Here is a 20,592-nt window from a genome sequence, read left to right as displayed (position 1 = left end):
TTCTGAGCGTTACGCCAGTTTAGTGCAGGGAGAAACGTTGTCTGGCAATGGCTGTTTACTCTGACGTGGGATGACTTTTTCCAGATCGCAAATGAACTTCGCCTGCCAGTTGTCGATATCGTTTTTAATGATAGTTTCGAGCATCTCAGCGTGGCGGGAGATACGCTCAGCAAGCGGCATCGTCAGAGCCAGGTTTAATGCGCCAGCCACTTCGTCGCGGTCATAAGGATTAACAATAAGCGCGGCAGTTAGCTCATTCGCGGCCCCGGCAAATTGCGATAACACCAGCACGCCGGGGTTGGCAGGATCCTGCGCGGCCACGAATTCTTTCGCAACCAGGTTCATACCATCTCGCAGCGGCGTCACCAGCCCTACATCAGAGTAGCGGAAGATTTTCATCAGCAATTTACGATCAAAGTACTGGTTTAAATAATAGAGCGGCGTCCAGCCCAACTGCCCATATTTACCGTTAATCCTCCCCGCTTCAGTCTCCAGTTGGTGCCGAATATCCTGGTAGGCCTGCACTTCTTCACGCGAAGTTGGCGCTATCTGGGTGTAGCGAATTTTACCGTGGTGCTGCGGATAGTGTTCCAACAGAGCCTCATAGGCCTGAAAGCGCTCCGGCAAACCTTTAGAATAATCCAGACGCTCAACGGAGAAGATATTCTGCACATTTTTGAGTTCTGCTTTCAGTTGCGCCAGCTTCGGCGGCAAAGGTCCTGAAGCCTGGCGGGCGATCTCATCCGGCTCAATACCGATGGGATAGACCTGGGTACGAAACGCTTTTCCCCATGCTCGGTGGTGCTTGGTTACCTGAGTCTGGGCTGCCAGACAATCCAGAAAAGCCTGACGATCGTTCTCGGTCTGGAAACCGAGTAAATCAAAATCACACATCTGCTCAAGTAGCATCTGATGTGGGGGTAAGGCATTAAAAATTTCCGGCGTCGGAAAAGGGATGTGCAGGAAAAAACCGATACGGTTATTCACGCCGCGTTTACGCAGCTCGCTGGCAAACGGCAACAGATGGTAATCATGAACCCAGATTATGTCGTCATCGCTGAGCAGCGGCAGCAGTTTATCTACCAGCAAGGCATTCACCCGCTGATAGCCCTCCCATGCAGGACGCTGAAACTGCACCAAATCGAGGCGATAATGAAATGCAGGCCATAAAACCGCATTAGAAAACTGGCAGTAATACTCTTCGTAATCCTGTTCACTCAAATTAAACGAAGCCCAGGTAATATTGCCACGCGTGACTTTTTTTAATGGTTTGTCCTCATTACCCGTGTCGCCACTCCAACCAAACCACAGGCCACCAGCAGCCTTCAACGCGCCCAGCACACCGACGGCAAGCCCACCTGCGCTCCCTTTGTCATCGGGTGAGGCGATACGATTAGATACTACGACTAAACGACTCATAGCCACCTCTTCTGTTATTCGTTGCTTTCGATTCTTGCTGCGAAGAGTTAATTTGTTCCAGCCAGTGCCAGACATCACTCACGCCATCCAGACGCCATGTCGCCTGCGTCGCTCCATTCCCCACCTTCACGGAAATGCCCCCTGCGCGATTAACCACGCCAAATCCTGTTTCGTCCGTCAGATCGTCACCAAAAAAAACGGGGACCCGTCCGGCAAAAGGTGCTTCCTGCATAAATGCGGCAATTGCGTCACCTTTGTTCGTACCCTTTGGTTTAATCTCCACAACGCATTTTCCGTGCTGTAAAGCCAACTGCGGCCATCTGTGCGTGATGCGCTCAGCCAGATTAATTAGCGCCGCTTCATGTTCCGGGGCCTGGCGATAGTGCAGTGCGAACGCCATCCCTTTTGCTTCAAGCGTTGTACCCGGCATCGTCGCCAAGGCGGTACTTAATAGCTCTCCTGCTTCGCGCTCTATTGCCGCAGCCAGGCGCACTATATGAGTTTGACCATTGATGTCACGGCGCTCTGCCCCATGCACTCCGGCGAGCGGAAAACGAAAGGGAGTGGTAAGCGCGTCAAGCTCAACCATCGAGCGCCCTGAAATCAATGCCAGCGCACCCGCATTATGCGTCGCCAACTGATGTAATAACTGCAGGATTGTCTGAGGGACAACGACCTGGTCTGGATAAGGTTTGATCTCAGCCAGTGTCCCATCGAGATCAAAAAAATAAGCACAGCTTGCAGATTGTTCAGGGGGTAAGATCAGTGATGCTGTCACCCGGTTATCCTCCTCATCATGGTCTGTACGCCGCGCGGATCGCGCCGTATATATGATGTATGACGGATATAAGTATAGACAGTGTGACCATGCTCGCCATTTGGAAAAACAATCGCCAGCCGGGTAGCGGCTGGCGATGAGCTAAAGCTAGACTAAAAAGTTGGGGTTAAAATCATCAAACAGTACGCTTCGCTTTTTGCTTGTAACGGTCGAAGATCACCGCCGCCAGCAGGATCAGACCACGTACGACATACTGTGCGAACGGAGAGATGTTCAGCAGGTTCATTGCATTCTCAACCGTTCCCAGAATCAACACCCCGGCTACCACATATGAGATTTTTCCGATGCCGCCTTTAAGCGAAACGCCCCCTAACACGCACGCGGAAATCACGATCAGCTCATAGCCGATTGAGGTCATTGGCTGGCCGCTGGTCATACGTGATGCGAGGATAATCCCGGCAATGGCGGAAACCAGCCCGGACAGAATAAAGATAATAATTTTGGTACGAACGACCGGAACCCCAGCCAGACGTGCCGCCTCTTCATTCCCCCCAATGGCCAGCGTGTTACGACCAAACGTGGTTTTATTGAGCAGTAAGCCAAAAACGATGAAACAGACGACCGTGATCCAGATAGGTGCCGGCAGACCAAACCAGTTGGCGTAGCCGAGAGTGAAGAAGCGCTCGTCTTCAATCCCTACCGCCTTACCGTCGGAAATAATGTAGGCCAGACCACGCACAATCTGCATCGTCGCAAGGGTCGTGATCAGGGCGTTAATTTTCAGCCGCGCAATCACGAATCCATTCACCAGACCACATAGAATACCGAGCAGTAGCCCGGCAGCCACGCCAATCCACAGGCTTTCGGTCATATTAATGACCACGGCTGTAGTGACCCCGGCGCAGGCAATCACGGAGGCAACGGACAGGTCGAAGTCACCGGATGCCAGGCAAAACAGCATCCCACACGCGACCATACCCGACATCGATACCGCCAGCCCCAGCCCCTTCATGTTGATGAAAGAGGCAAAGTTAGGCACAAAGAGGGAACAAACCAGGAACAGCGCGGCGAACACGACCAGCATCCCGTATTGATCCCAAATGCGACCAAGATTTAGCGCCGACTTTGCAGCACCTGAACCCGATGTTGAAACGGAAGACATCATTCTCTCCTTATTCAGGCTACAGCCTGGCTAACTTTTGGCATAGCAAGGCTTAACGCCTGGCGCTCATCCGCCTGTTCATGAAGTAACTCACCGGCAATTTCGCCTTCTCTCATCACCACGATACGGTCGGCGACACCGAGCACTTCTGGCAGATCGCTGGAAGCAAACAGCACGGCCACGCCGCGCGCCGCGAGGGCATAAATCACGTTATAAATTTCATGCTTGGCGCCCACATCAATACCGCGTGTAGGTTCGTCCAGCAAAATCACTTTCATCTCTTCCGATAACCAACGGCCGAGAATAGCCTTCTGTTGATTACCGCCGGAGAGGTTCATAATCAGTTGCTCCGCGCCCGGCGTTTTAATATTGAGTGAGCGAATATGGTGATCGGCATTGGTCTCTTCCCAGCCGTTGTTGATCACGCATCCGCCCAGAACATGTTTACGACGGGCACTGATGTTGATGTTGTTACGCACCGAATGGACCGGAATGATCCCTTCAGCCTTGCGATCTTCCGGGCACAGCATCATCCCCGCTTCAATGGCGTGGCTCGGTTTACGGATATCAATAGGCTGTTCATCGATAAACACCTGGCCTGCCGTGATACGCGTGCCGCCAAACAGACCTTTCATTAATTCGCTACGTCCGGCGCCCACCAGTCCAAACAATCCGACAATTTCACCACTGCGCACCGATAAACTGATCGGGGTACGCACGCCAGGGGCTTTGACATCATGCAAACGCAGGCGCTCTGCACCATAAGGTCTGGATTTCCAGCCATAAATATCACCGAGGTCGCGCCCGACCATCGCCTGCACCAGCGCGTCGTGATCGACCTGCTGCATATCCGTGAACGTTTTGACGTAATGACCATCTTTAAACACGGTGATGGCATCGCTAAGGGCAAAGATCTCCTCCATACGGTGCGAAACGTACAGGATGATGCGCCCTTCGTTGCGTAGCTCACGGATGACGCGAAACAGATTCTCAATCTCGCGCGCTGAAAGGGAGCTGGTCGGTTCATCAAACGCGATAATTTTGGCGTTGCGCGCCAGCGCTTTCGCAATCTCCACCATTTGCCATTGACCAATGGAGAGGTATTTCAACGGCGTATCGGGATCGATATCCATGCCCAGATGCTTAAGCTGGAGACCCGCTTCATAGTTCAGCAGCGAGCGGTTCACAATCCCGCCTTTGTGCGGCATCTGCCCTAAATAAATATTCTCGGCAACGGTCATTTCCGGGACGAGATGCAGCTCCTGGTAAATAATGGCAACACCGGCGTTCAGCGCAGCATTGGTGTCCGCAAACGAAACCTCTTGTCCGCGGATCGCCAAAGATCCCGTCGTTGGCGCATAGTTACCGCTGAGAATTTTTAATAGTGTTGATTTCCCGGCGCCATTTTCGCCCATCAGCGCATGCACCTGACCGGCATAGCAGTCGAAACTGATATCCGTGAGCGCTTTAACGCCGGGGAACGTTTTGCCAATGCCGCGAAATGAGAGATACGGGGTAGACTGTTGCATAACGTCTCCGTGAGTCAGATCTTTATGCCGGATAGCGGCTTTGCCTTATCCGGCCGACTGAGTACGCAATTCGTATGCCGGATAAGACGCGTTGGCGTCGCATCCGGCATTTGTGTTATTTACCGCCTAAGCCTTTCTTCGCCAGTTCTTCTTTAAAGTTATCGCGGGTAATCAGCACCACATCCGTCACTTCAGTAAACGCCGGTGGCTCTGCACCTTTCGTTACCCAGTTGTAGAGCATCTCACTTGATTTGTAGCCGTGAACGTCCGGGCTTGGCAGGAGTGAACCGTAGAACCCGGTCGCTTCGCCTTTGGAGAGTTCGCTCACGGCATCAACGCCGTTGATGCCGATACCAATCACATTCGGCGCTTTGAAGCCCTGCCCTTCGGTCGCACGTACGCCGCCCAGCACGGTGTTGTCGTTCATGCCGACAATCAGCCAGTGTTTGACTTCAGGGTGCTGAACCAGCATGGAGTTAGCGGCATCGAATGCCCCGGGGATGTCATTCGATTTAGTGGGGACCTGGTAGATCTGTTTTTCCGGGAAGCCTGCGGCTTTAAGCGCTTCCATTGAACCCGATGTACGGCGACGCGCGGTATCGAGTTCGTTCGCGGTAATGGCCATTACCGCTGTGGATTTCACATCCCAACCGCGCTTTTGCATCTCCTTATACAGCTCCTGGCCCTGGCGCTCACCAATTTTGGTTGCAGCCATCATCACCAGCGGTACGGTATCCATCGGCTTACCTTTGGCGTTAGCAAACTGGTCATCGACGGCAATGACTTTCATATCGTAGCCACGCGCCTTGGCCATAATGGCAGGCCCGAGTTTGGGGTCCGGCGTACAAATCACAAACCCTTTTGCGCCACTTGCAGCCAGGCTGTCGATGGCGTTAAGGGTCTTCTCACCATCCGGGACGGCAATTTTAATCACCTCAAAGCCAAGGTCTTTACCGGCTTTATCGGCAAATTTCCATTCAGTCTGGAACCACGGTTCTTCCGGTTGTTTGACCAGGAAACCGAGCTTCATGGATTCAGCGATAGCGGATTGTGACATAATGGCAGCCAGACCGATGGCAGCCAGCGCTTTAGTGAATTTGTGCATGGTTAACTCCAGCTTTAACGTTCTTTTATGTAGGGTAAAATCAGACGATTTTTTGTAATTCGGACGTAAAACAAGGCATTACCTTTTAGTGAGAAGATCAATGCCAGTGCTGAGAGTAGTTTTAGCGGGAAATTGATTCTCCATAAGAGAGCGGCATCACACCACAGAATTACAGTAATTGCGTACATAAATTCAGCGGGAAATGACATAAAAAAACGCGGTTTTGTCGACGGGAAAAAAGAGGGATAGCAAATTAATCCATAACATCAGCCAACGAATCCTTGTTCCCGAATACCGAAGCATTCGGGAACATGATTACCATCGGTAATAAATGTGGTCAGCGTGATCGCGAACCGGAATGTCATCTCCCAGCAGGCGCGCCGCAAGCGTCAACGCAAAATCGAAAATATGCCCTAATCCTTTGCCGCTAATCAGATTGCCATCTTCAACAACCGGCGCATCGATATATTCCCCGTCCGTGACGTTTTGCCACAGATCTCCTGAGCAAACATAGCGACGCCCCTTCAGCAGACCGTTGCCGCCCAACACGCGCGCGGCCGCAGAACATACGGGGCAAATGAGCTTTCCTGCCTGATCATGACGAGATACAAACTGGATGACCGCCTCACTGGCGGCAAGATTAACGCTGCCCTGCGGCCCGCCTGGCAATACGACGGCATCGTAGAGATACGTCTGGCGCGCGGCCAGCGTGCTATCCATCACCATCGGTACGTCATGATAACTCACCACCGCACGTGACTCTGCGCAGGCCAGGGTTTCGACTTCGATATTCAGGCGACGCAGAATATCAAGGGTAACAATCGCCTCCGCCTCTTCAAAACCGGGTGCCAGCAGCACCGCAACCTTCTTCATATGTAACTCCTTGCTTAATCCACATAAACGAAACAATTAATGACGACCAGTGCAGACTGTTAAATTTCTCAATTTGATTAAAACTGATCTGGCGCAAAAAATTAGCCATCAGATAATTTGTACTAATTCATCCCGATCGTGAAATTGCCTTTCAACTTGGGCAGATAATCATCAGATGCCAGACAATACCTTATTGTGGAATTTAATTTTGTGATATGAAACACCATTTCATTATCATAAAAATCATTTAATGACATAAATTTCAACCCCTTACATTCATGTCATCTATATGCCAAAACAGCAGTAGCATGAATACTGTTATGACAATATGTAAAAAAACATAAATACGCAGATTTAAGGATTTTCTTATACCAGGGCAAGCGTTATGCTGAATCTCGATCGGAGCGAATATAATTCGTGATCACTAAAGGACCGGCGGAACGGATTTATTCTGCTAACAGTTTTAATTGTACGTAGAGGTGAAGTGCAGCGGCAGCCCGCTGTACTGGCGTGAGTAACGTACATACCCCTTTCTGGAAATAAGGATATTGATATGGCTGCAGTTGGAATTGTTCATAAACTCAATACACAAATGAACCTCGAGTTCTACGCCTCGAATCTTTACCTGCATCTCAGCGAATGGTGCTACGAACATAGCCTGACAGGTACAGCCACGTTTCTACGCACGCAGGCGCAAGGTAACGTGACTCAAATGATGCGTATGTTCAATTTTATGAAAAGTGCCGGGGCTAATCCCATCGTCAAGGCCATGGATGTGCCGGGTGATGAACTGAGTTCCCTTGAAGAATTGTTTCAGAAAACGTTGGATGAATATCAACAGCGTTCGAGTAAACTCTCGCGTTTAACCAATGAAGCTGAAGCATTAAACGATGCGCCAACCATTGATTTTCTTCACGACCTGGAAAAAGAGCAGCAGCAGGATGGCGTGCTGTTACAGACGATTCTTGATGAAGTCCGCAGCGCCAAACGCGCGGGGCTGTGCATGGCGCAAACCGATAAGCACTTGCTCAACGTCGTTAACTACCAGCATCACTAATCTTCAGTTTTCATCGCGTTAATGCCGGATAGCGATGCAGCGCACCTTATCCGGTCAACCTCTGATTTTCCCTGGCACGCGCCTCCCATTCTGCGAGGCGCAAAAAAACCTTTCTAAAATCTGAAACAACGGTTTATTTTAGTGGGATTCATTCTGCGGCGTGAATTTCAACTCGATCAAGGCAACCGCTTTTTGTATTGCGCGCATAGTGACCGGATCGGCCCCTGCAGGATGGCTGGAAAAATCGATGTTTTTCAGTTGGCTGGACATTTTTTCCCGAACTTCTACCGGGGCAATAACATCAAGAACATCCAGAATTTGCTTGATAACCAGCTGACAGGCAACAACGTCCGAGAGCAGTTCCTGATCGGCATTCAATGTTTGGGACATAGTGAGCTCCTTATAGAAAGGTCGTCATAGTACCTATTCAGCGATCGAAACGATAGCCGCGCACACATTACAAATGCGCTGAAAATAAAAAAGGTCCAGTCAGTTTCTTTTGAGATGGCAAGCACAACATGAGTGAACAGTTAGCGGTTGAGAACCAACGCGGTCTTTCCCCGGCAGCATTACTTGTTGCCGGGGCTTTCTTTATGGAATTTATTGACGGCACGGTGATTGCCACAGCCCTACCCGACATGGCCAAAAGCTTTGGCGTACAGGCGGTAGACCTGAACATTGGTATCAGCGCCTACTTGATCACCCTCGCGGTGCTTATCCCCGCCAGCGGCTGGATTGCGGATCGCTTCGGTGCCCGAAAAGTGTTTACCCTGGCGCTGGCGATTTTTACTCTCGCTTCGGTTTTATGCGGTTTGTCCGAAAGCCTTGAGAGCTTTGTAGCAATGCGAATTTTACAGGGTGTGGGTGGCGCGCTAATGGTTCCTGTTGGCCGTCTCGCGGTACTGCGCACCACGCCTAAACATCAGTTGATCACCGCCATAGCTACCCTGACCTGGCCCGCGTTAGTCGCGCCTATCATCGGACCACCGCTTGGAGGATTCATTACCAGCTATGCTAACTGGCGTTGGATCTTCTTTATTAACGTACCGCTGGGAGTTTTAGCGATCGCGCTGGCGCTACGTTTTATCCCGGATATTCATGACGACGAGCACCGTCCATTTGATATAGCGGGTTTTATCGCGACCTCAGTTGCGATGGTTAGCCTGGTGTATGCTATGGAGTTACTGGGAACCCAGCAGCCGCAGGGCTGGCTAACCGCCGGGCTGCTGGCGCTAGGAACCGCGACCTTTCTGTTTGCCCTGCATCATTTTCGTCACACTACCTGGCCGATGATTCGTCTTGATGCCATGAGCGTCCCTACTTTTCGCGTCACCCTGTACGGCGGGTCGCTATTTCGTGCATCTATTAGCGCTGTACCATTTCTGCTGCCGTTAATGTTCCAGGTAGGTTTTGGCATGAACGCTTTTCACGCGGGTTCGCTGGTTCTGGCGGTGTTTGTGGGCAATCTGACGATAAAACCTGCCACCACGCCGTTGATACGCTGGCTGGGCTTTAAGAAACTACTGTTAATCAACGGTGCGTTAAACGTCCTGGCGCTGTTGGCCTGTGCATTAATTACGCCGCAGACCCCGGTGTGGGTTATTTTGTTGGTGTTGTATCTGGGCGGCGTGTTCCGCTCAATTCAGTTTACCGGCATCAGCACGCTTGCCTTTGCGGACGTCCCCGGGCCACAAATGAGCTACGCCAATACGCTGTTCAGTACGGCAACACAATTAGCGGTAGGCTTGGGCATTTCGTTGGCCGCTATCGGGATCCGTATCGGTGATGAGGTGAGTGAATGGCTGGCGTTAGGCAATATTCCGGGGATCAGTTTCCGGCTGGCCTTTGTCGCTATTGCGATTATTTGTCTGGTAGGTATGGTTGATACGCTGCGGCTTGCCCATGATGCTGGAAGCGCGGTTTCTAACAAGAACAAGTAGCCCGGCAGGCGAACACCGCCGGGCCAACAGGATTTAGCCAACTATCTCGCGTACAAACGCTTCGATCGCTTTGTCCTGACAGTTTTCAAAGAAGCACTGCTGGAAGCGCGGGCCAGATACGGCGGTTTTTACCAGTTCAGGATCGATAGCGCGCAGAGTGTCCAGATAGTTTTCTTTTACCACCGCCGCTTTCACCTGGTTCAGGATCCCCGCGTTACGCACCTGCGGCTCTTTACGCTCTGGTGGATACCCTTCGCCGTTACGACCAGTGAATGCTTTTTCAAACATATAGCGCACATTCAGCTCAGCACCCCAGCCAAAACCTTTGGCGAATGCCAGAGAAAGCGCATTCCCGTTGTTGATCTGAGAGAACAAGAATGCGTCTGCCGGATCGAGACAGTAACCACACACCACGCCCGGATGAATATTCAGTGACATCATTGCCCCCTGACCCGTACCGCAACCCGTAACCACAAAATCCACGGCTTTGGAATTGAGCAGGATGCTGGCCATAATCCCTAAATGGATGTAGGTCAGATGATGGTCATTTTCGTCGCTCATCCCGACGTTATACACTGGAAAACCTTTCTCATCCGCAACGGCTTTAAGCTCGTTATGAATGATGGCATTTTTGCTTGCCTGGCTGTTTTCCATCATCAATGCAATTTTCATTCTGTAATCTCCTGAATGCGCTGCGGAGGCCCGCTGAAAGTCATAACATTCAGGCCACATTACTATTTTGCAAACTCACTTTCAAATTTAATGAAATTTTGTTTTATAAAATAATGAGGTGCTCACATTTTTCCTGAGACAGCTCAGAATAGCCTCAATAAAATGACGTCGTTGCGATTAATCGCAGGTGATCTTCAGGCTATTCAAGCCATTGATGCGCCACCACATATGCCATGATAGCCTATCTCCGAACTTTCAGAGCGATCATATGAAGACCTTTATCCTTGCCCTTTTGCCGCTCGTGCTGACAGGATGCACTATTACTAAACAGGCGCAGGTCAGCGAAGCCAGTGCCATCACCGGCGTCGTTCGCCTGACCTACAACCAGGCCATGCTACAAACGGCGCGTACCGATGACTACCTTACCCAAGGCACAGCCACCAAAGAGTGTCAGCGCCTGGGCTATGCCAACGCAATGGCGTTTGGTCAGCCGGTGTCAACCTGTAGCGTATATGCCGGTTCTCTGTGCTTAAATACCAAAATCACGCTCGCCTGGCAGTGTCACGGCGTTGCGGTATCCCAGTCGCCTGCCTTCAATTATTAATATTTTCGACCAGCACATTATTGCTGGTCTTCTGCCTTTTCATTATTTATATTCCCCGCTTAATAGCGTTAATGCGTTTTATTCCCATTCGCATTTTTAATAAATAAATTTATTATTTTACCTTTTGCAAATAATTAAATAACAAATTATAGTGACGCCACGCTAATATATAATAACGTTTGTGGAGCACAACCATGCTGAAAACAGAAATGATCGACCAACTGAATGAGCAAATGAACCTTGAATTATATTCATCTCTGCTCTACCAACAGATGAGCGCGTGGTGCAGCTATCATAGCTTTGAAGGTGCCGCCGCGTTCCTGCGCCGTCACGCCCAGGAAGAGATGACGCATATGCAGCGTCTGTTTGACTACCTGACCGATACCGGCAGCTTGCCGTGTATTAACACCGTTCCTTCCCCCTTTGCTGAATATGCGTCTCTGGACGAACTGTTCCGTGTTACTTACGAACACGAGCAGTTGATCACCCAGAAAATTAATGAGCTGGCACACGCGGCAATGACCCACCAGGATTATCCGACGTTTAATTTCCTGCAATGGTATGTTGCCGAGCAGCATGAAGAAGAGAAATTATTTAAATCTGTCATTGATAAGTTATCGCTGGCAGGGAAAAGTGGCGAAGGTCTTTATTTCATCGATAAAGAACTGGCTACGCTTGATACACAGAATTAATGTTGTGGGGTAATGAAGGCAACCCGCCATCATTACCCGCTAAAATCAGTGACGGCAGATCTTGCTTTCGTGCGTAGAGAAGCCGTCTTCTTTTGCAATAAATTTTCCCTTCGCCGCTAAAAACGCCACCAGCTCAGCTGCCGACATATCCGCCGCAGAACAGGTGTGAAAACGAGCCTGCTCGCCAAACCGTGCCGCAATCGCCGCTTCAAGGCTGGCATTTGAATACTGCTCGCCAGATTCAATCATCATGTTGAGCACTTCGTGACCGTGAATAGATTCCATACTACCTCCTCAATAAAGTCCGTAGCCTAATGTGAACGGCACGGCCTTGCTTTGCGCTAACGCAGGTTTACCCGCAGATAAATATCATTTGTGATACATCTTAACGCGCCAAACTTCGTAAAGATTAATGTACACTCATTGTAACGGTGATTTGACGAAAATAGCGTTTTGCCTTAACCTGCGCCGCAGATATAACCGTTGATTATCTCTGGGACAGAGGAAAGCGTGAAAAACAGAACCCTGGGTAGTATTTTTATCGTGGCGGGAACCACGATTGGTGCCGGTATGTTGGCAATGCCGCTGGCCGCGGCAGGCGTGGGGTTTAGCGTCACACTGGTATTGTTAGTGAGTCTTTGGGCGCTAATGTGCTACACCGCGCTGTTGCTGCTTGAAGTGTATCAACACGTACCGGCAGACACCGGGTTGGGTACGTTGGCAAAACGTTATCTTGGTCGTTACGGACAATGGGTAACGGGCTTTAGCATGATGTTTTTAATGTACGCGTTGACGGCGGCGTATATCAGTGGCGCTGGTGAGTTGCTGGCTTCCAGCATCAGCGACTGGACCGGGACAACGCTCTCCCCGACAACAGGCGTACTGCTGTTCACCTTTGTTGCCGGTGGTGTGGTTTGCGTTGGCACATCTTTGGTCGATCTGTTCAACCGTCTGTTGTTCAGTGCCAAGATAATCTTCCTGGTGGTGATGCTGGCCCTGTTAATGCCGCATATCCATAAAGTAAACCTGCTTACGTTGCCGCTTCAGCAGGGGCTGGCACTGTCTGCAATCCCGGTTATCTTCACTTCGTTCGGGTTTCACGGCAGCGTCCCCAGTATCGTCAGCTATATGAACGGTAACATCCGTAAACTGCGTTGGGTGTTTATCACCGGTAGCGCCATTCCGCTGGTCGCCTATATCTTCTGGCAACTGGCTACGCTTGGAAGTATTAACTCCTCAACGTTCATGGGGCTGTTAGCCAACCACGCTGGTTTAAACGGTTTATTACAAGCATTACGTGAAGTCGTGGCTTCGCCGCACGTCGAACTGGCGGTGCATCTGTTTGCCGACCTTGCGCTGGCAACCTCTTTCCTCGGCGTCGCACTGGGATTATTTGACTACCTGGCCGACCTCTTCCAGCGCCGCAATAACGTAGCAGGAAGAATGCAAACCGGCGTGGTGACCTTCCTGCCGCCGCTGGCATTCGCGCTGTTCTATCCGCGTGGTTTCGTCATGGCCCTGGGGTATGCGGGCGTTGCCCTGGCGGTGCTGGCGCTGCTCATTCCCTCGATGCTGGCATGGCAGAGCAGAAAACAGAATCCACAGGCTAACTACCGCGTGGCAGGGGGTGCTCCGGCGCTGGCGCTGGTATTTTTGTGCGGCATTGTGGTGATAGCCGTACAGTTTTCTATTGCAGCAGGATTACTACCGGAAGTGGGTTAAAACAAAAGGGGCTTAATGCCCCTTTTTCTTAATGCAAACAACACTGCTTATATTTTTTACCGCTACCGCACGGACAAGGGTCATTGCGCCCTACCTTGGCATCCACTTTGACCGGTACTTTCATCGGCGTTTCCTGAGGATGCGCCATCCAGTAAGCATGCAGATCCAGCGCCGCCAGGCGGATGGCATCCACGCTCTCTTCGAACGCTTCTGGCGTCATTTTCTCAACGACCGCAAAGTTTTCTTCCGTACCGTGCAGCGCAATAGCCTCGAGCGCCGGTTTTAACGAGTCTGGTAACGCGGACCAGTCCGACAGCGCGACGCCGCGCATATAACCAAAACACCACTCTTCAACGATGGTCAGTTCATGCTCGTCAATTTCACGCAAACCAAACAGCGGCTCAAACTGCTCAGGATATTCATCCAGGCGATCGGCCGTATCCGCCATATGTTGAAACGCCAGGTTCATGAAACGCGTCATTTCTTTTTCGGAGGACCAGCGAGGAACATACTGCGCGCCGCCCCAAATAGCGACCAGCCACTGCTCCGGTTCAATTTCATACGGTGAACTCAGTACCGCCGTCAGTAAACCATCCAGTTCTGACACATCCAGAATAGCCTTATCCGTATTGTACTTAGTCAGTACATCATCCAGCCATTCCAGTTCGCTCTCGTTTAATGGTCCCGTTTTCATAACGCTTTTCCTTAGTCAAAAAATCTTGCCTGTGATCATCCTACATGGCTGGAGGGATAACAGATATAAATGGGCATATGCGGCTTACAGCAGCCGCCTGTTCAGGTTAACAGGAAAAGAGGGGAATTCCGGTAGTTAACGCACAAAAGAGAACACTAAGCCGCCGGGCATCATACCGGGAAAACACAATAAAACCACCCGCAGGTGGTTTACTGTTGTTCAATACGGTTGAGCGTTGCGGTATAGCCCGTTTTCGCTACTGCGTTAAGTAGAGTATCGGTTGGGAAACCTTCTGGCACGATGGCTTCTGCCTGCCGGGTTTTGAGAGAGGATTTTGCTTTAATCACGCCGTCGGTTTCACGTAGCGCCTGATTGACCGAAATAACGCATAACGAGCAGGTCATATTTTGTATATCCAGCACCACTTTTTGATTGGCCGCCTGAGCCCACAGCGGCAACAGCAAGCATGCAACTAACGCGAAGATCTTCATTCAAATACCTCATAAAACCAGGCAACAAGCGTTGGGTAAAATAGCACCGGCAAAATCAATGCCAGCGCGCACCAGTAGAGAACGCGCGCTTGCTTCAGAGTTAACCACCCGGAGCACCACAACCGTTTGGAAAAATAGAGCCGCCAGAAGACACGCAGTAATAATCCCAGGGACAGCAGTACCAGAGGAGTGCGCAAAAACTCAAACCGGGTGAAAACGGCGAAGCTCGCCGCCGAAATACCAAACAGCAGGTAAAGTAGCGGTCCAACACAGCATAAGCCAGCGGTGACGGCGGCCGCAGCAGCCGTCAACAGGGTAATCCCCGCACCTTTAGCGTTGTTCTGTGGCGACATAGCTGTAGGAGAACGCTTTAGGATCATAAAAATTGATCGGGTCGCCATCGACTTCAGCGTAAGGATAACCAAAGTTATTCATGGCCCCCTGCTCCGTTGCCGGATACAACTCGAAATCACGTCCGTAGTTGAATCCAACCCAGTTCATTTCCCAGTTACCAAACAGGTAAGCGTTAACCGCCTGGACATCGGCATCCTGATGCGTTTTTTTCTCTGCCAGACGCATTTTGGTCACGTCAGCAGGGTCGCACGGTAACCAACCGTAACCTGCCAGATAGAACTCAGCGCGGCAGTGTTGTCCGCCGCTCACATTGGCAACGCCTGCACTGTCGGCTGTGCCAAAAGCACTTTTCGAGTAACGTTCGAGCTTATTGGCCTTGCCCAGACGGATGCCAAACAGTTCGCGCGCCGGAATACCGCTGGCCCGCGCCAGAGCAACAAAAACGGAGCTCATGTCGGTGCATTTTCCTTTGAGCTTACCGCTTTTTAATATCTCCGCCACATCCCCCGTGCCGCAGCCAATAACGTCGTTGTCACGCTCCATATGGCTGCTGACCCATTCGTAAATCAGGCGCGCTTTTTTCAGCGGATCCTGCTCATTACCGGTGATTTTACGCGCGGTTTCCAGGACCAGTCCATCAACTGGGGTATGTGCCGTCGGCAACAGATACGGTTTTACATCCAGCGGATAAATAATCTGCTCAGGTGCCTGCCAGTTTTTCAGCGCGTCCTGCTTCAGCGGTTCCCAGTCGGCGGTTTCAATGTCGATATCAACGTTAACCAACAATTCACCCTGCGAGTCTGCCCAGGTGGCAAACAGCGTTTTCGCGCCATAGGTATTATTGGTGGTGACGTACGCCTGCTTATAGTTTCCGCTAAAGGCAAGCGCCGTCATTTGTTGAAACGCGGTATCCACCGGTAGCGGGATCCACAGTTTCACCACGCCGCTCGATCCCTTAGGAGGATTAAGTTTATACGTTTGAGATAAGACAAAGCGTCGACGAGCCACTGGCGCAACGGATGGCTCAGCGGCACGTACCGTCTGGCTAATGACTGCAGGGCCGACTAATCCGGCGGCGGAAAGGAGAACGCTATTTTTGAGAAATTGACGACGTTGCATTGCTGTCTGTCCAGGTTGTAAGAGTTGAGCTACGGCTAAAGGGGAAACCGTACGCGATCATCACAGCAGACAGAGGCTGGCATAAAAAGGCGAGTCGATGGAGATTATTCATCAATAACAGACCTGTTAACTGTGAATGAAGTGAGAAACTGCAAGGTCGCTATTAAGCCATTTACAGCCAAAAAAGTACAGCAGCGGAGATACGTTCAGACTATATACACAGTCGTTGCCAGTTTGCGGGCTAACCCTCTTGCCCCCTCGCGCATGACCGTATTGTGATTCCAGCGAAATACAGGTGCTGCCAGCGGGGCGAGATAATTCATCCAGCGGATCGTGGTACGCACATTCCAGTCATATCTGACAATAGTCGCTGTACCATTGGCAGTAAAAGACCATACCCCTCGCCCTTCCACCGCGCCGCTGGCTTGTCCTTCAAGCAGTGTGCAAGGCCGTATTTTCAACACATTGATATCAAAGGTTAAGCGATAAGGAAGCGCCCCTTTCCAGGTATAACGATGCAACGCCCCAATACCCCGTAAATCCCCTTTCCTTATCTCAACGATGCGTTCCAGACTTCCCCACCATTCAGGCCAGCTATCCGGATGGGAAAAAACATCCCATACCTCCTGAATTGAAGCCTCAACACGCCAGACTGTGGAAAACTGATAGTCAGCCATAGTGCAGGCTCCCTCAAGGCGTGAAAAAATTGACGGGGAAACGGGTGTTGATAACCATAGCATCCAGAAGAACAGTTTCTAATCGCTGCCCATCTGGCGCATAGCTGATCACTTTGGCAGGGAGTCCGTGATAATTATCCAGCCAGATGTCGTAGCGGTGAACGCAACTCGCGGAGAAAATGAGATGCGCATAACCGCCCCCTGTATCGGTACTATCTGCAAACTGGAGTCATCAGCTGTCGACTGTTTTTATTATAGTTCTTAATTGCGCGGCTCTCTTCTCCCGCCCCCTCAGACTCCGTACAGGCTACAGGCTTAAATTGTTCATTTTCTATTCAGATGAGATGACAACATAAGACTATACTTTAATAACCGTACTTTTAATGAGCATTAATCATGAAACTGCCCCCGGTATTTTCATGCGCCGTCCTCGTATTCCTGCTGGCGTCATCGTCTGCCGCAGCCAGCGCGTTACAAAACCAGGCCGCAAGAGAGCAAGAGTTAAGCGCGGCACTTCTTGCAGGACATGGCGTCACCATCATTGGCGGGACGGATGATTTCGCTTTCACATTCAGGACACGTAACCGAATCCACAGACATTTGGCGATTCAGGATGGCATAGGCGATCCCATCATGATGAATGGTTTTCAGGACCACAACTATAATCCCGCCCGGGATGGCTTTATTAACAACCCTGCTCGGGGAAGGTTTATGTTTAATGCACCGATTCGTCGATAGATTGATTGGCAATGGGGAGTGTGTAGCGGGCGGCTTAACGTATCTGGCTGGCTTACTTGACGCAAAATACCTATGGTTCGTCAAAAGCCGGCACAAAAAAACCACCCGTAGGTGGTTTCGCGACACTGCTTATTGCTTTTATTGTTCTATTCTTTCCCATGGTACCGGTGTGGGATTTGCCCCCACACAGCACGAACGCCGAGCAGTTCAGGATATTTTTCAAGAAGTTAATATGTAACTTACTTCTGCGTAAACACCTGTGTTAATCAGGTATGCGGGATCGGAAGTCCGGCAACAGAAAACTGGTGATTCGATTATTTTTAATCTGCGTGGTTAAGCTTGTTGCAGACCGTTCAAATCGTTAAGCATCCGCTTGAGACATTTGATTTTATTCTTATCGCGAACTGATTGCGAAAGCTTACTGAGTTGAAAAAACGTTTTGTCACCAAACCCGTCAATGACTTTGAAGCGATAATCCTGACGCTCGCTATCCCAGGCATAAACAATGTTTTTACAATGCAAGGAGTTAATAATGACTTTGGTGCTGACAAACCATGCTAAAAAAGCATTCAACTTCTGCAATTTGCTGTCATCGAGTTCTTTTTTGAGAGCAAGCTGATAAAGAGTTTGAGCAATGTTGCCATGCTCATCGCACTCCTTCACAGTGATCTGCCCTAGACCTTTATTTGTTTCAACAAGACCTTCGATCTTTTGCATATAAAGAGAGTCTGTTTGATGACCAGGCTTGCATTCTTTGAGGTCCCGGAAGACTTCCCGTAACTTGCTTTTATAGTTCGCAATATCTGAAATAACGATTTTGATCAGCAGGTTACTATCCTGTGGATGCTGAAAGACGTAACGATCGTTACCTCGTGCAAGTAAGTCTTCATCTGTCAATACAAGCTCTTGTTTCATGATAGTTTTTGACTCTTACCATAAGGGAAATGAAATTGCCTCAACTGACCTGCATCGGTAAGTTCTGCTAATCAAAAACTATTATGTATATATTTATTTCAATAATTGATAAACGAAATGCATTCGGAGTGAGACAAATGTCTCTTCTGGCAAGTGGGCAGGCTAATGAACCTGTTTTGATACCCCCGCAAATACGCTTCTCCAGTCGTGAACGAGGGTTATCAGCCAAGAGTAGACCCCGGTATGAAGTCAACAGGCACCCGATACTATTAAGCGGAAAGATTACTTAACCCGTTTCCCTGTTTCGTCAATGACCTTTTCGCCATCCTCTTTGGTAAAAGAGCCTTTCTGACCTTCAGGTAAAATATCCAGCACAATTTCTGAGGGACGACAAAGACGCGTGCCAAGCGGCGTCACAACAATCGGTCGATTAATCAGGATCGGATGCTGAATCATAAAATCGATCAACTGCTCATCAGAAAACTTATCCTCATCAAGACCCAATTGCTCATAAGGTTCAACGTTCTTGCGCAGCAATGCGCGTACTGAAATGCCCATATCTGAAATCAGTTTGGTCAGTTCATCACGAGTCGGGGGCGTATCGAGATAATAAATAATAGTTGGTTCGTTACCGCTGTTACGGATCATCTCCAGCGTGTTACGCGAGGTGCCACAGGCCGGGTTGTGATAGATGGTAATGTTGCTCATATCAGTATCTCATTACAAAGTGACAGAGAGCCGCCACGCCAGCGCGGCCAGCGTGACGAACAGCACGGGCAGAGTCATGATAATGCCGGTGCGGAAGTAATATCCCCAGGTGATGGTCATATTTTTCTGTGCCAACACATGAAGCCACAGCAGAGTTGCCAGACTGCCTATCGGGGTGATTTTAGGACCTAAATCGCAGCCAATCACATTGGCATAAATCATCGCCTCTTTGACGACGCCGGTCGCAGCACTCCCGTCAATGGATAATGCACCAATCAGCACCGTCGGCATATTGTTCATCACAGACGACAGGAAGGCAGTCAGGAAGCCGGTACCGAACGTGGCAGCCCATAAACCTTTGTCTGCCAGCATATTGAGTACAGCAGAAAGATACTCGGTGAGTCCTGCATTACGCAGGCCGTAGACGACCATATACATACCCAGCGAGAAAATCACGATCTGCCAGGGCGCCCCACGCAGCACTTTCCCGGTATTAATGGCGTGGCCACGCTTGGCTACCACGAACAGCACCGCAGCCCCAACTGCTGCTATCGCGCTTACAGGGATCCCCAGCGGCTCCAGAACAAAGAAACCGACCAGCAGGAACAGCAGAACAATCCAGCCCGCCCTGAACGTCGCCGGATCTTTAATCGCACTGGCAGGCATCTTGAGCAGTGAAACGTCATATCTGGCCGGGATATCGCGGCGGAAGAAGAGATGGAGCATGACCAGCGTGGCAGCAATGGCCGCCAGGTTCACAGGGACCATCACGGAGGCATACTGTGTAAAGCCCAGGCCGAAGAAATCCGCCGAGACAATATTGACCAGGTTAGAGACAATCAGCGGCAGGCTGGCAGTATCTGCGATAAATCCTGCAGCCATGACAAAGGCCAGCGTCGTCGCCTGGCTGAACCCCAGGGCGAGCAGCATCGCAATCACAATCGGCGTCAGTATCAGTGCTGCACCGTCGTTAGCAAACAGCGCAGCAACAGCAGCGCCAAGCAGTATTATCCAGGTAAACAGCAGGCGACCACGCCCGTTACCCCAGCGGGAGACATGCAGCGCGGCCCATTCAAAGAAACCGGACTCATCAAGCAGCAGGCTGATGATAATCACCGCGATGAATGCCGCTGTTGCGTTCCAGACGATATTCCAGACTACGGGAATATCATCAATGTGGATGACCCCCGTCCCCAGTGCCAGTAAGGCTCCGATACTTGCGCTCCAGCCAATGCTGAGACCTCTGGGCTGCCAGATGACCAGGACCAGCGTCAGTATAAAAATACTACCTGCCAAAAGCATTTTAGATTCCTTTATATATGATTATGTGAATATGACAAATT

General features: G+C 50.4%; 23 protein-coding genes and 1 pseudogene. 6 read left to right on the top strand and 18 right to left on the bottom strand.

What is annotated here, in order from left to right; all coding sequences use genetic code 11:
• Positions 1 to 9: 9 nt before the first annotated feature.
• The 6 genes from otsA to HV334_RS10365 all read right to left on the bottom strand — a co-directional run bounded on the left by otsA (position 10) and on the right by HV334_RS10365 (position 6,866).
• Positions 10 to 1,419, bottom strand: coding sequence for an alpha,alpha-trehalose-phosphate synthase (gene otsA / locus HV334_RS10390; RefSeq protein ID WP_181221637.1), 1,410 nt, complete (start codon positions 1,417 to 1,419; stop codon positions 10 to 12).
• A complete protein-coding gene (gene otsB, locus HV334_RS10385) occupies positions 1,394 to 2,197 on the bottom strand; it encodes a trehalose-phosphatase (RefSeq protein ID WP_181221635.1) in 804 nt (267 codons plus the stop codon). The genes otsA and otsB overlap by 26 nt, the downstream gene beginning before the upstream one ends.
• A 175-nt stretch (positions 2,198 to 2,372) precedes the next feature.
• Entirely contained in the window at positions 2,373 to 3,359 is a 987-nt protein-coding gene (gene araH, locus HV334_RS10380) for an L-arabinose ABC transporter permease AraH (RefSeq protein ID WP_047502108.1), read from the bottom strand.
• 14 nt (positions 3,360 to 3,373) lie between these two features.
• Complete coding sequence (araG, locus tag HV334_RS10375; protein ID WP_016156817.1) at positions 3,374 to 4,888, bottom strand: arabinose ABC transporter ATP-binding protein AraG; 1,515 nt, start codon at positions 4,886 to 4,888, stop codon at positions 3,374 to 3,376.
• Positions 4,889 to 5,003: 115 nt separating this feature from the next.
• The gene (locus HV334_RS10370) at positions 5,004 to 5,993 is read right to left on the bottom strand and encodes an arabinose ABC transporter substrate-binding protein (RefSeq protein ID WP_003034602.1); all 990 of its coding nucleotides are present in this window, start codon (positions 5,991 to 5,993) and stop codon (positions 5,004 to 5,006) included.
• 315 nt (positions 5,994 to 6,308) lie between these two features.
• Positions 6,309 to 6,866 (bottom strand): DJ-1/PfpI family protein, encoded by a 558-nt coding sequence (locus tag HV334_RS10365; protein WP_019077051.1) that lies wholly within the window; start codon positions 6,864 to 6,866, stop codon positions 6,309 to 6,311.
• Between the two features lie 553 nt (positions 6,867 to 7,419).
• Between HV334_RS10365 and HV334_RS10360 the strand changes: the two genes are divergently transcribed.
• Entirely contained in the window at positions 7,420 to 7,923 is a 504-nt protein-coding gene (locus tag HV334_RS10360; RefSeq protein WP_016153451.1) for a non-heme ferritin-like protein, read from the top strand.
• Between the two features lie 138 nt (positions 7,924 to 8,061).
• Here HV334_RS10360 and HV334_RS10355 read toward each other — a convergent pair whose 3' ends face one another.
• Positions 8,062 to 8,313, bottom strand: coding sequence for a DUF2766 family protein (locus HV334_RS10355; protein ID WP_016153452.1), 252 nt, complete (start codon positions 8,311 to 8,313; stop codon positions 8,062 to 8,064).
• A 128-nt stretch (positions 8,314 to 8,441) separates the two neighbouring features.
• Here HV334_RS10355 and HV334_RS10350 point away from each other — a divergent pair, with 128 nt between their 5' ends.
• The gene (locus HV334_RS10350) at positions 8,442 to 9,863 is read left to right on the top strand and encodes an MFS transporter (protein ID WP_181221633.1); all 1,422 of its coding nucleotides are present in this window, start codon (positions 8,442 to 8,444) and stop codon (positions 9,861 to 9,863) included.
• 33 nt (positions 9,864 to 9,896) lie between these two features.
• Here HV334_RS10350 and HV334_RS10345 read toward each other — a convergent pair whose 3' ends face one another.
• A complete protein-coding gene (locus tag HV334_RS10345; protein WP_016153454.1) occupies positions 9,897 to 10,535 on the bottom strand; it encodes an RpiB/LacA/LacB family sugar-phosphate isomerase in 639 nt (212 codons plus the stop codon).
• A gap of 268 nt (positions 10,536 to 10,803) precedes the next feature.
• Here HV334_RS10345 and yecR point away from each other — a divergent pair, with 268 nt between their 5' ends.
• Together yecR and ftnA are read left to right on the top strand one after the other, a co-directional pair.
• Positions 10,804 to 11,139 carry a YecR family lipoprotein gene (gene yecR / locus HV334_RS10340; protein ID WP_181221631.1) on the top strand — a complete coding sequence of 112 codons (336 nt, stop codon included), beginning with the start codon at positions 10,804 to 10,806 and terminating at the stop codon, positions 11,137 to 11,139.
• A gap of 194 nt (positions 11,140 to 11,333) precedes the next feature.
• Complete coding sequence (gene ftnA, locus HV334_RS10335) at positions 11,334 to 11,831, top strand: non-heme ferritin (RefSeq protein ID WP_016153456.1); 498 nt, start codon at positions 11,334 to 11,336, stop codon at positions 11,829 to 11,831.
• A gap of 45 nt (positions 11,832 to 11,876) precedes the next feature.
• Here the strand turns inward: ftnA and HV334_RS10330 are convergent, their stop codons facing one another.
• On the bottom strand, positions 11,877 to 12,116 hold the full coding sequence (locus HV334_RS10330; protein ID WP_049283072.1) for a YecH family metal-binding protein: 240 nt from the start codon (positions 12,114 to 12,116) through the stop codon (positions 11,877 to 11,879).
• 225 nt (positions 12,117 to 12,341) lie between these two features.
• Between HV334_RS10330 and tyrP the strand changes: the two genes are divergently transcribed.
• Positions 12,342 to 13,553: a tyrosine transporter TyrP gene (gene tyrP, locus HV334_RS10325; RefSeq protein WP_047502104.1), complete on the top strand. Its 1,212-nt coding sequence runs from the start codon at positions 12,342 to 12,344 to the stop codon at positions 13,551 to 13,553.
• A 28-nt stretch (positions 13,554 to 13,581) separates the two neighbouring features.
• On the opposite strand, the gene HV334_RS10320 is transcribed toward tyrP, so the two are convergent.
• The 6 genes and pseudogenes from HV334_RS10320 to HV334_RS25490 form a co-directional block, all read right to left on the bottom strand.
• The gene (locus tag HV334_RS10320) at positions 13,582 to 14,247 is read right to left on the bottom strand and encodes a YecA family protein (protein ID WP_047502102.1); all 666 of its coding nucleotides are present in this window, start codon (positions 14,245 to 14,247) and stop codon (positions 13,582 to 13,584) included.
• A gap of 209 nt (positions 14,248 to 14,456) precedes the next feature.
• Complete coding sequence (locus HV334_RS10315) at positions 14,457 to 14,738, bottom strand: heavy metal-associated domain-containing protein (RefSeq protein ID WP_016153460.1); 282 nt, start codon at positions 14,736 to 14,738, stop codon at positions 14,457 to 14,459.
• On the bottom strand, positions 14,735 to 15,091 hold the full coding sequence (locus tag HV334_RS10310) for a mercuric transporter MerT family protein (RefSeq protein WP_047416569.1): 357 nt from the start codon (positions 15,089 to 15,091) through the stop codon (positions 14,735 to 14,737). The genes HV334_RS10315 and HV334_RS10310 overlap by 4 nt, the downstream gene beginning before the upstream one ends.
• Positions 15,069 to 16,211, bottom strand: a complete 1,143-nt coding sequence (locus tag HV334_RS10305) for a transglutaminase domain-containing protein (protein WP_181221629.1) — start codon at positions 16,209 to 16,211, stop codon at positions 15,069 to 15,071. The genes HV334_RS10310 and HV334_RS10305 overlap by 23 nt, the downstream gene beginning before the upstream one ends.
• Before the next feature lie 206 nt (positions 16,212 to 16,417).
• Complete coding sequence (locus HV334_RS10300; RefSeq protein WP_053389504.1) at positions 16,418 to 16,888, bottom strand: SRPBCC family protein; 471 nt, start codon at positions 16,886 to 16,888, stop codon at positions 16,418 to 16,420.
• 13 nt (positions 16,889 to 16,901) lie between these two features.
• Positions 16,902 to 17,051, bottom strand: a pseudogene (locus HV334_RS25490) (DUF1571 domain-containing protein); the annotation flags it as partial.
• Positions 17,052 to 17,284: 233 nt separating this feature from the next.
• Here HV334_RS25490 and HV334_RS10295 point away from each other — a divergent pair.
• Positions 17,285 to 17,626: a hypothetical protein gene (locus HV334_RS10295; RefSeq protein WP_181221627.1), complete on the top strand. Its 342-nt coding sequence runs from the start codon at positions 17,285 to 17,287 to the stop codon at positions 17,624 to 17,626.
• Positions 17,627 to 17,959: 333 nt separating this feature from the next.
• Here the strand turns inward: HV334_RS10295 and HV334_RS10290 are convergent, their stop codons facing one another.
• The 3 genes from HV334_RS10290 to HV334_RS10280 form a co-directional block, all read right to left on the bottom strand.
• Complete coding sequence (locus HV334_RS10290; RefSeq protein WP_047502094.1) at positions 17,960 to 18,541, bottom strand: YrbL family protein; 582 nt, start codon at positions 18,539 to 18,541, stop codon at positions 17,960 to 17,962.
• Between the two features lie 282 nt (positions 18,542 to 18,823).
• Positions 18,824 to 19,249, bottom strand: coding sequence for a glutaredoxin-dependent arsenate reductase (gene arsC, locus HV334_RS10285; protein WP_019077061.1), 426 nt, complete (start codon positions 19,247 to 19,249; stop codon positions 18,824 to 18,826).
• A 12-nt stretch (positions 19,250 to 19,261) separates the two neighbouring features.
• The gene (locus tag HV334_RS10280; protein WP_047502092.1) at positions 19,262 to 20,551 is read right to left on the bottom strand and encodes an arsenic transporter; all 1,290 of its coding nucleotides are present in this window, start codon (positions 20,549 to 20,551) and stop codon (positions 19,262 to 19,264) included.
• Positions 20,552 to 20,592 lie beyond the last annotated feature (41 nt).

It is taken from the genome of Citrobacter sp. RHBSTW-00944, assembly GCF_013615435.1.
In the GTDB taxonomy this organism is placed as follows: Bacteria; Pseudomonadota; Gammaproteobacteria; order Enterobacterales; family Enterobacteriaceae; genus Citrobacter; species Citrobacter braakii.
This window is presented reverse-complemented; position numbering and strand designations above follow the sequence as displayed.

Bases quoted from the DNA above. Each gene is read 5' to 3' on its own strand.
- arsC (WP_019077061.1), bottom strand. From the start codon at position 19,249: ATGAGCAACATTACCATCTATCACAACCCGGCCTGTGGCACCTCGCGT.
- HV334_RS10295 (WP_181221627.1), top strand. From the start codon at position 17,285: ATGAAACTGCCCCCGGTATTTTCATGCGCCGTCCTCGTATTCCTGCTG.
- HV334_RS10300 (WP_053389504.1), bottom strand. From the start codon at position 16,888: ATGGCTGACTATCAGTTTTCCACAGTCTGGCGTGTTGAGGCTTCAATT.
- HV334_RS10355 (WP_016153452.1), bottom strand. From the start codon at position 8,313: ATGTCCCAAACATTGAATGCCGATCAGGAACTGCTCTCGGACGTTGTT.
- HV334_RS10345 (WP_016153454.1), bottom strand. From the start codon at position 10,535: ATGAAAATTGCATTGATGATGGAAAACAGCCAGGCAAGCAAAAATGCC.
- araG (WP_016156817.1), bottom strand. From the start codon at position 4,888: ATGCAACAGTCTACCCCGTATCTCTCATTTCGCGGCATTGGCAAAACG.
- HV334_RS10320 (WP_047502102.1), bottom strand. From the start codon at position 14,247: ATGAAAACGGGACCATTAAACGAGAGCGAACTGGAATGGCTGGATGAT.
- HV334_RS10305 (WP_181221629.1), bottom strand. From the start codon at position 16,211: ATGCAACGTCGTCAATTTCTCAAAAATAGCGTTCTCCTTTCCGCCGCC.
- otsA (WP_181221637.1), bottom strand. From the start codon at position 1,419: ATGAGTCGTTTAGTCGTAGTATCTAATCGTATCGCCTCACCCGATGAC.
- HV334_RS10350 (WP_181221633.1), top strand. From the start codon at position 8,442: ATGAGTGAACAGTTAGCGGTTGAGAACCAACGCGGTCTTTCCCCGGCA.
- HV334_RS10310 (WP_047416569.1), bottom strand. From the start codon at position 15,091: ATGTCGCCACAGAACAACGCTAAAGGTGCGGGGATTACCCTGTTGACG.
- HV334_RS10280 (WP_047502092.1), bottom strand. From the start codon at position 20,551: ATGCTTTTGGCAGGTAGTATTTTTATACTGACGCTGGTCCTGGTCATC.
- araH (WP_047502108.1), bottom strand. From the start codon at position 3,359: ATGTCTTCCGTTTCAACATCGGGTTCAGGTGCTGCAAAGTCGGCGCTA.
- HV334_RS10290 (WP_047502094.1), bottom strand. From the start codon at position 18,541: ATGAAACAAGAGCTTGTATTGACAGATGAAGACTTACTTGCACGAGGT.
- yecR (WP_181221631.1), top strand. From the start codon at position 10,804: ATGAAGACCTTTATCCTTGCCCTTTTGCCGCTCGTGCTGACAGGATGC.
- ftnA (WP_016153456.1), top strand. From the start codon at position 11,334: ATGCTGAAAACAGAAATGATCGACCAACTGAATGAGCAAATGAACCTT.
- HV334_RS10365 (WP_019077051.1), bottom strand. From the start codon at position 6,866: ATGAAGAAGGTTGCGGTGCTGCTGGCACCCGGTTTTGAAGAGGCGGAG.
- HV334_RS10315 (WP_016153460.1), bottom strand. From the start codon at position 14,738: ATGAAGATCTTCGCGTTAGTTGCATGCTTGCTGTTGCCGCTGTGGGCT.
- HV334_RS10330 (WP_049283072.1), bottom strand. From the start codon at position 12,116: ATGGAATCTATTCACGGTCACGAAGTGCTCAACATGATGATTGAATCT.
- HV334_RS10370 (WP_003034602.1), bottom strand. From the start codon at position 5,993: ATGCACAAATTCACTAAAGCGCTGGCTGCCATCGGTCTGGCTGCCATT.
- HV334_RS10360 (WP_016153451.1), top strand. From the start codon at position 7,420: ATGGCTGCAGTTGGAATTGTTCATAAACTCAATACACAAATGAACCTC.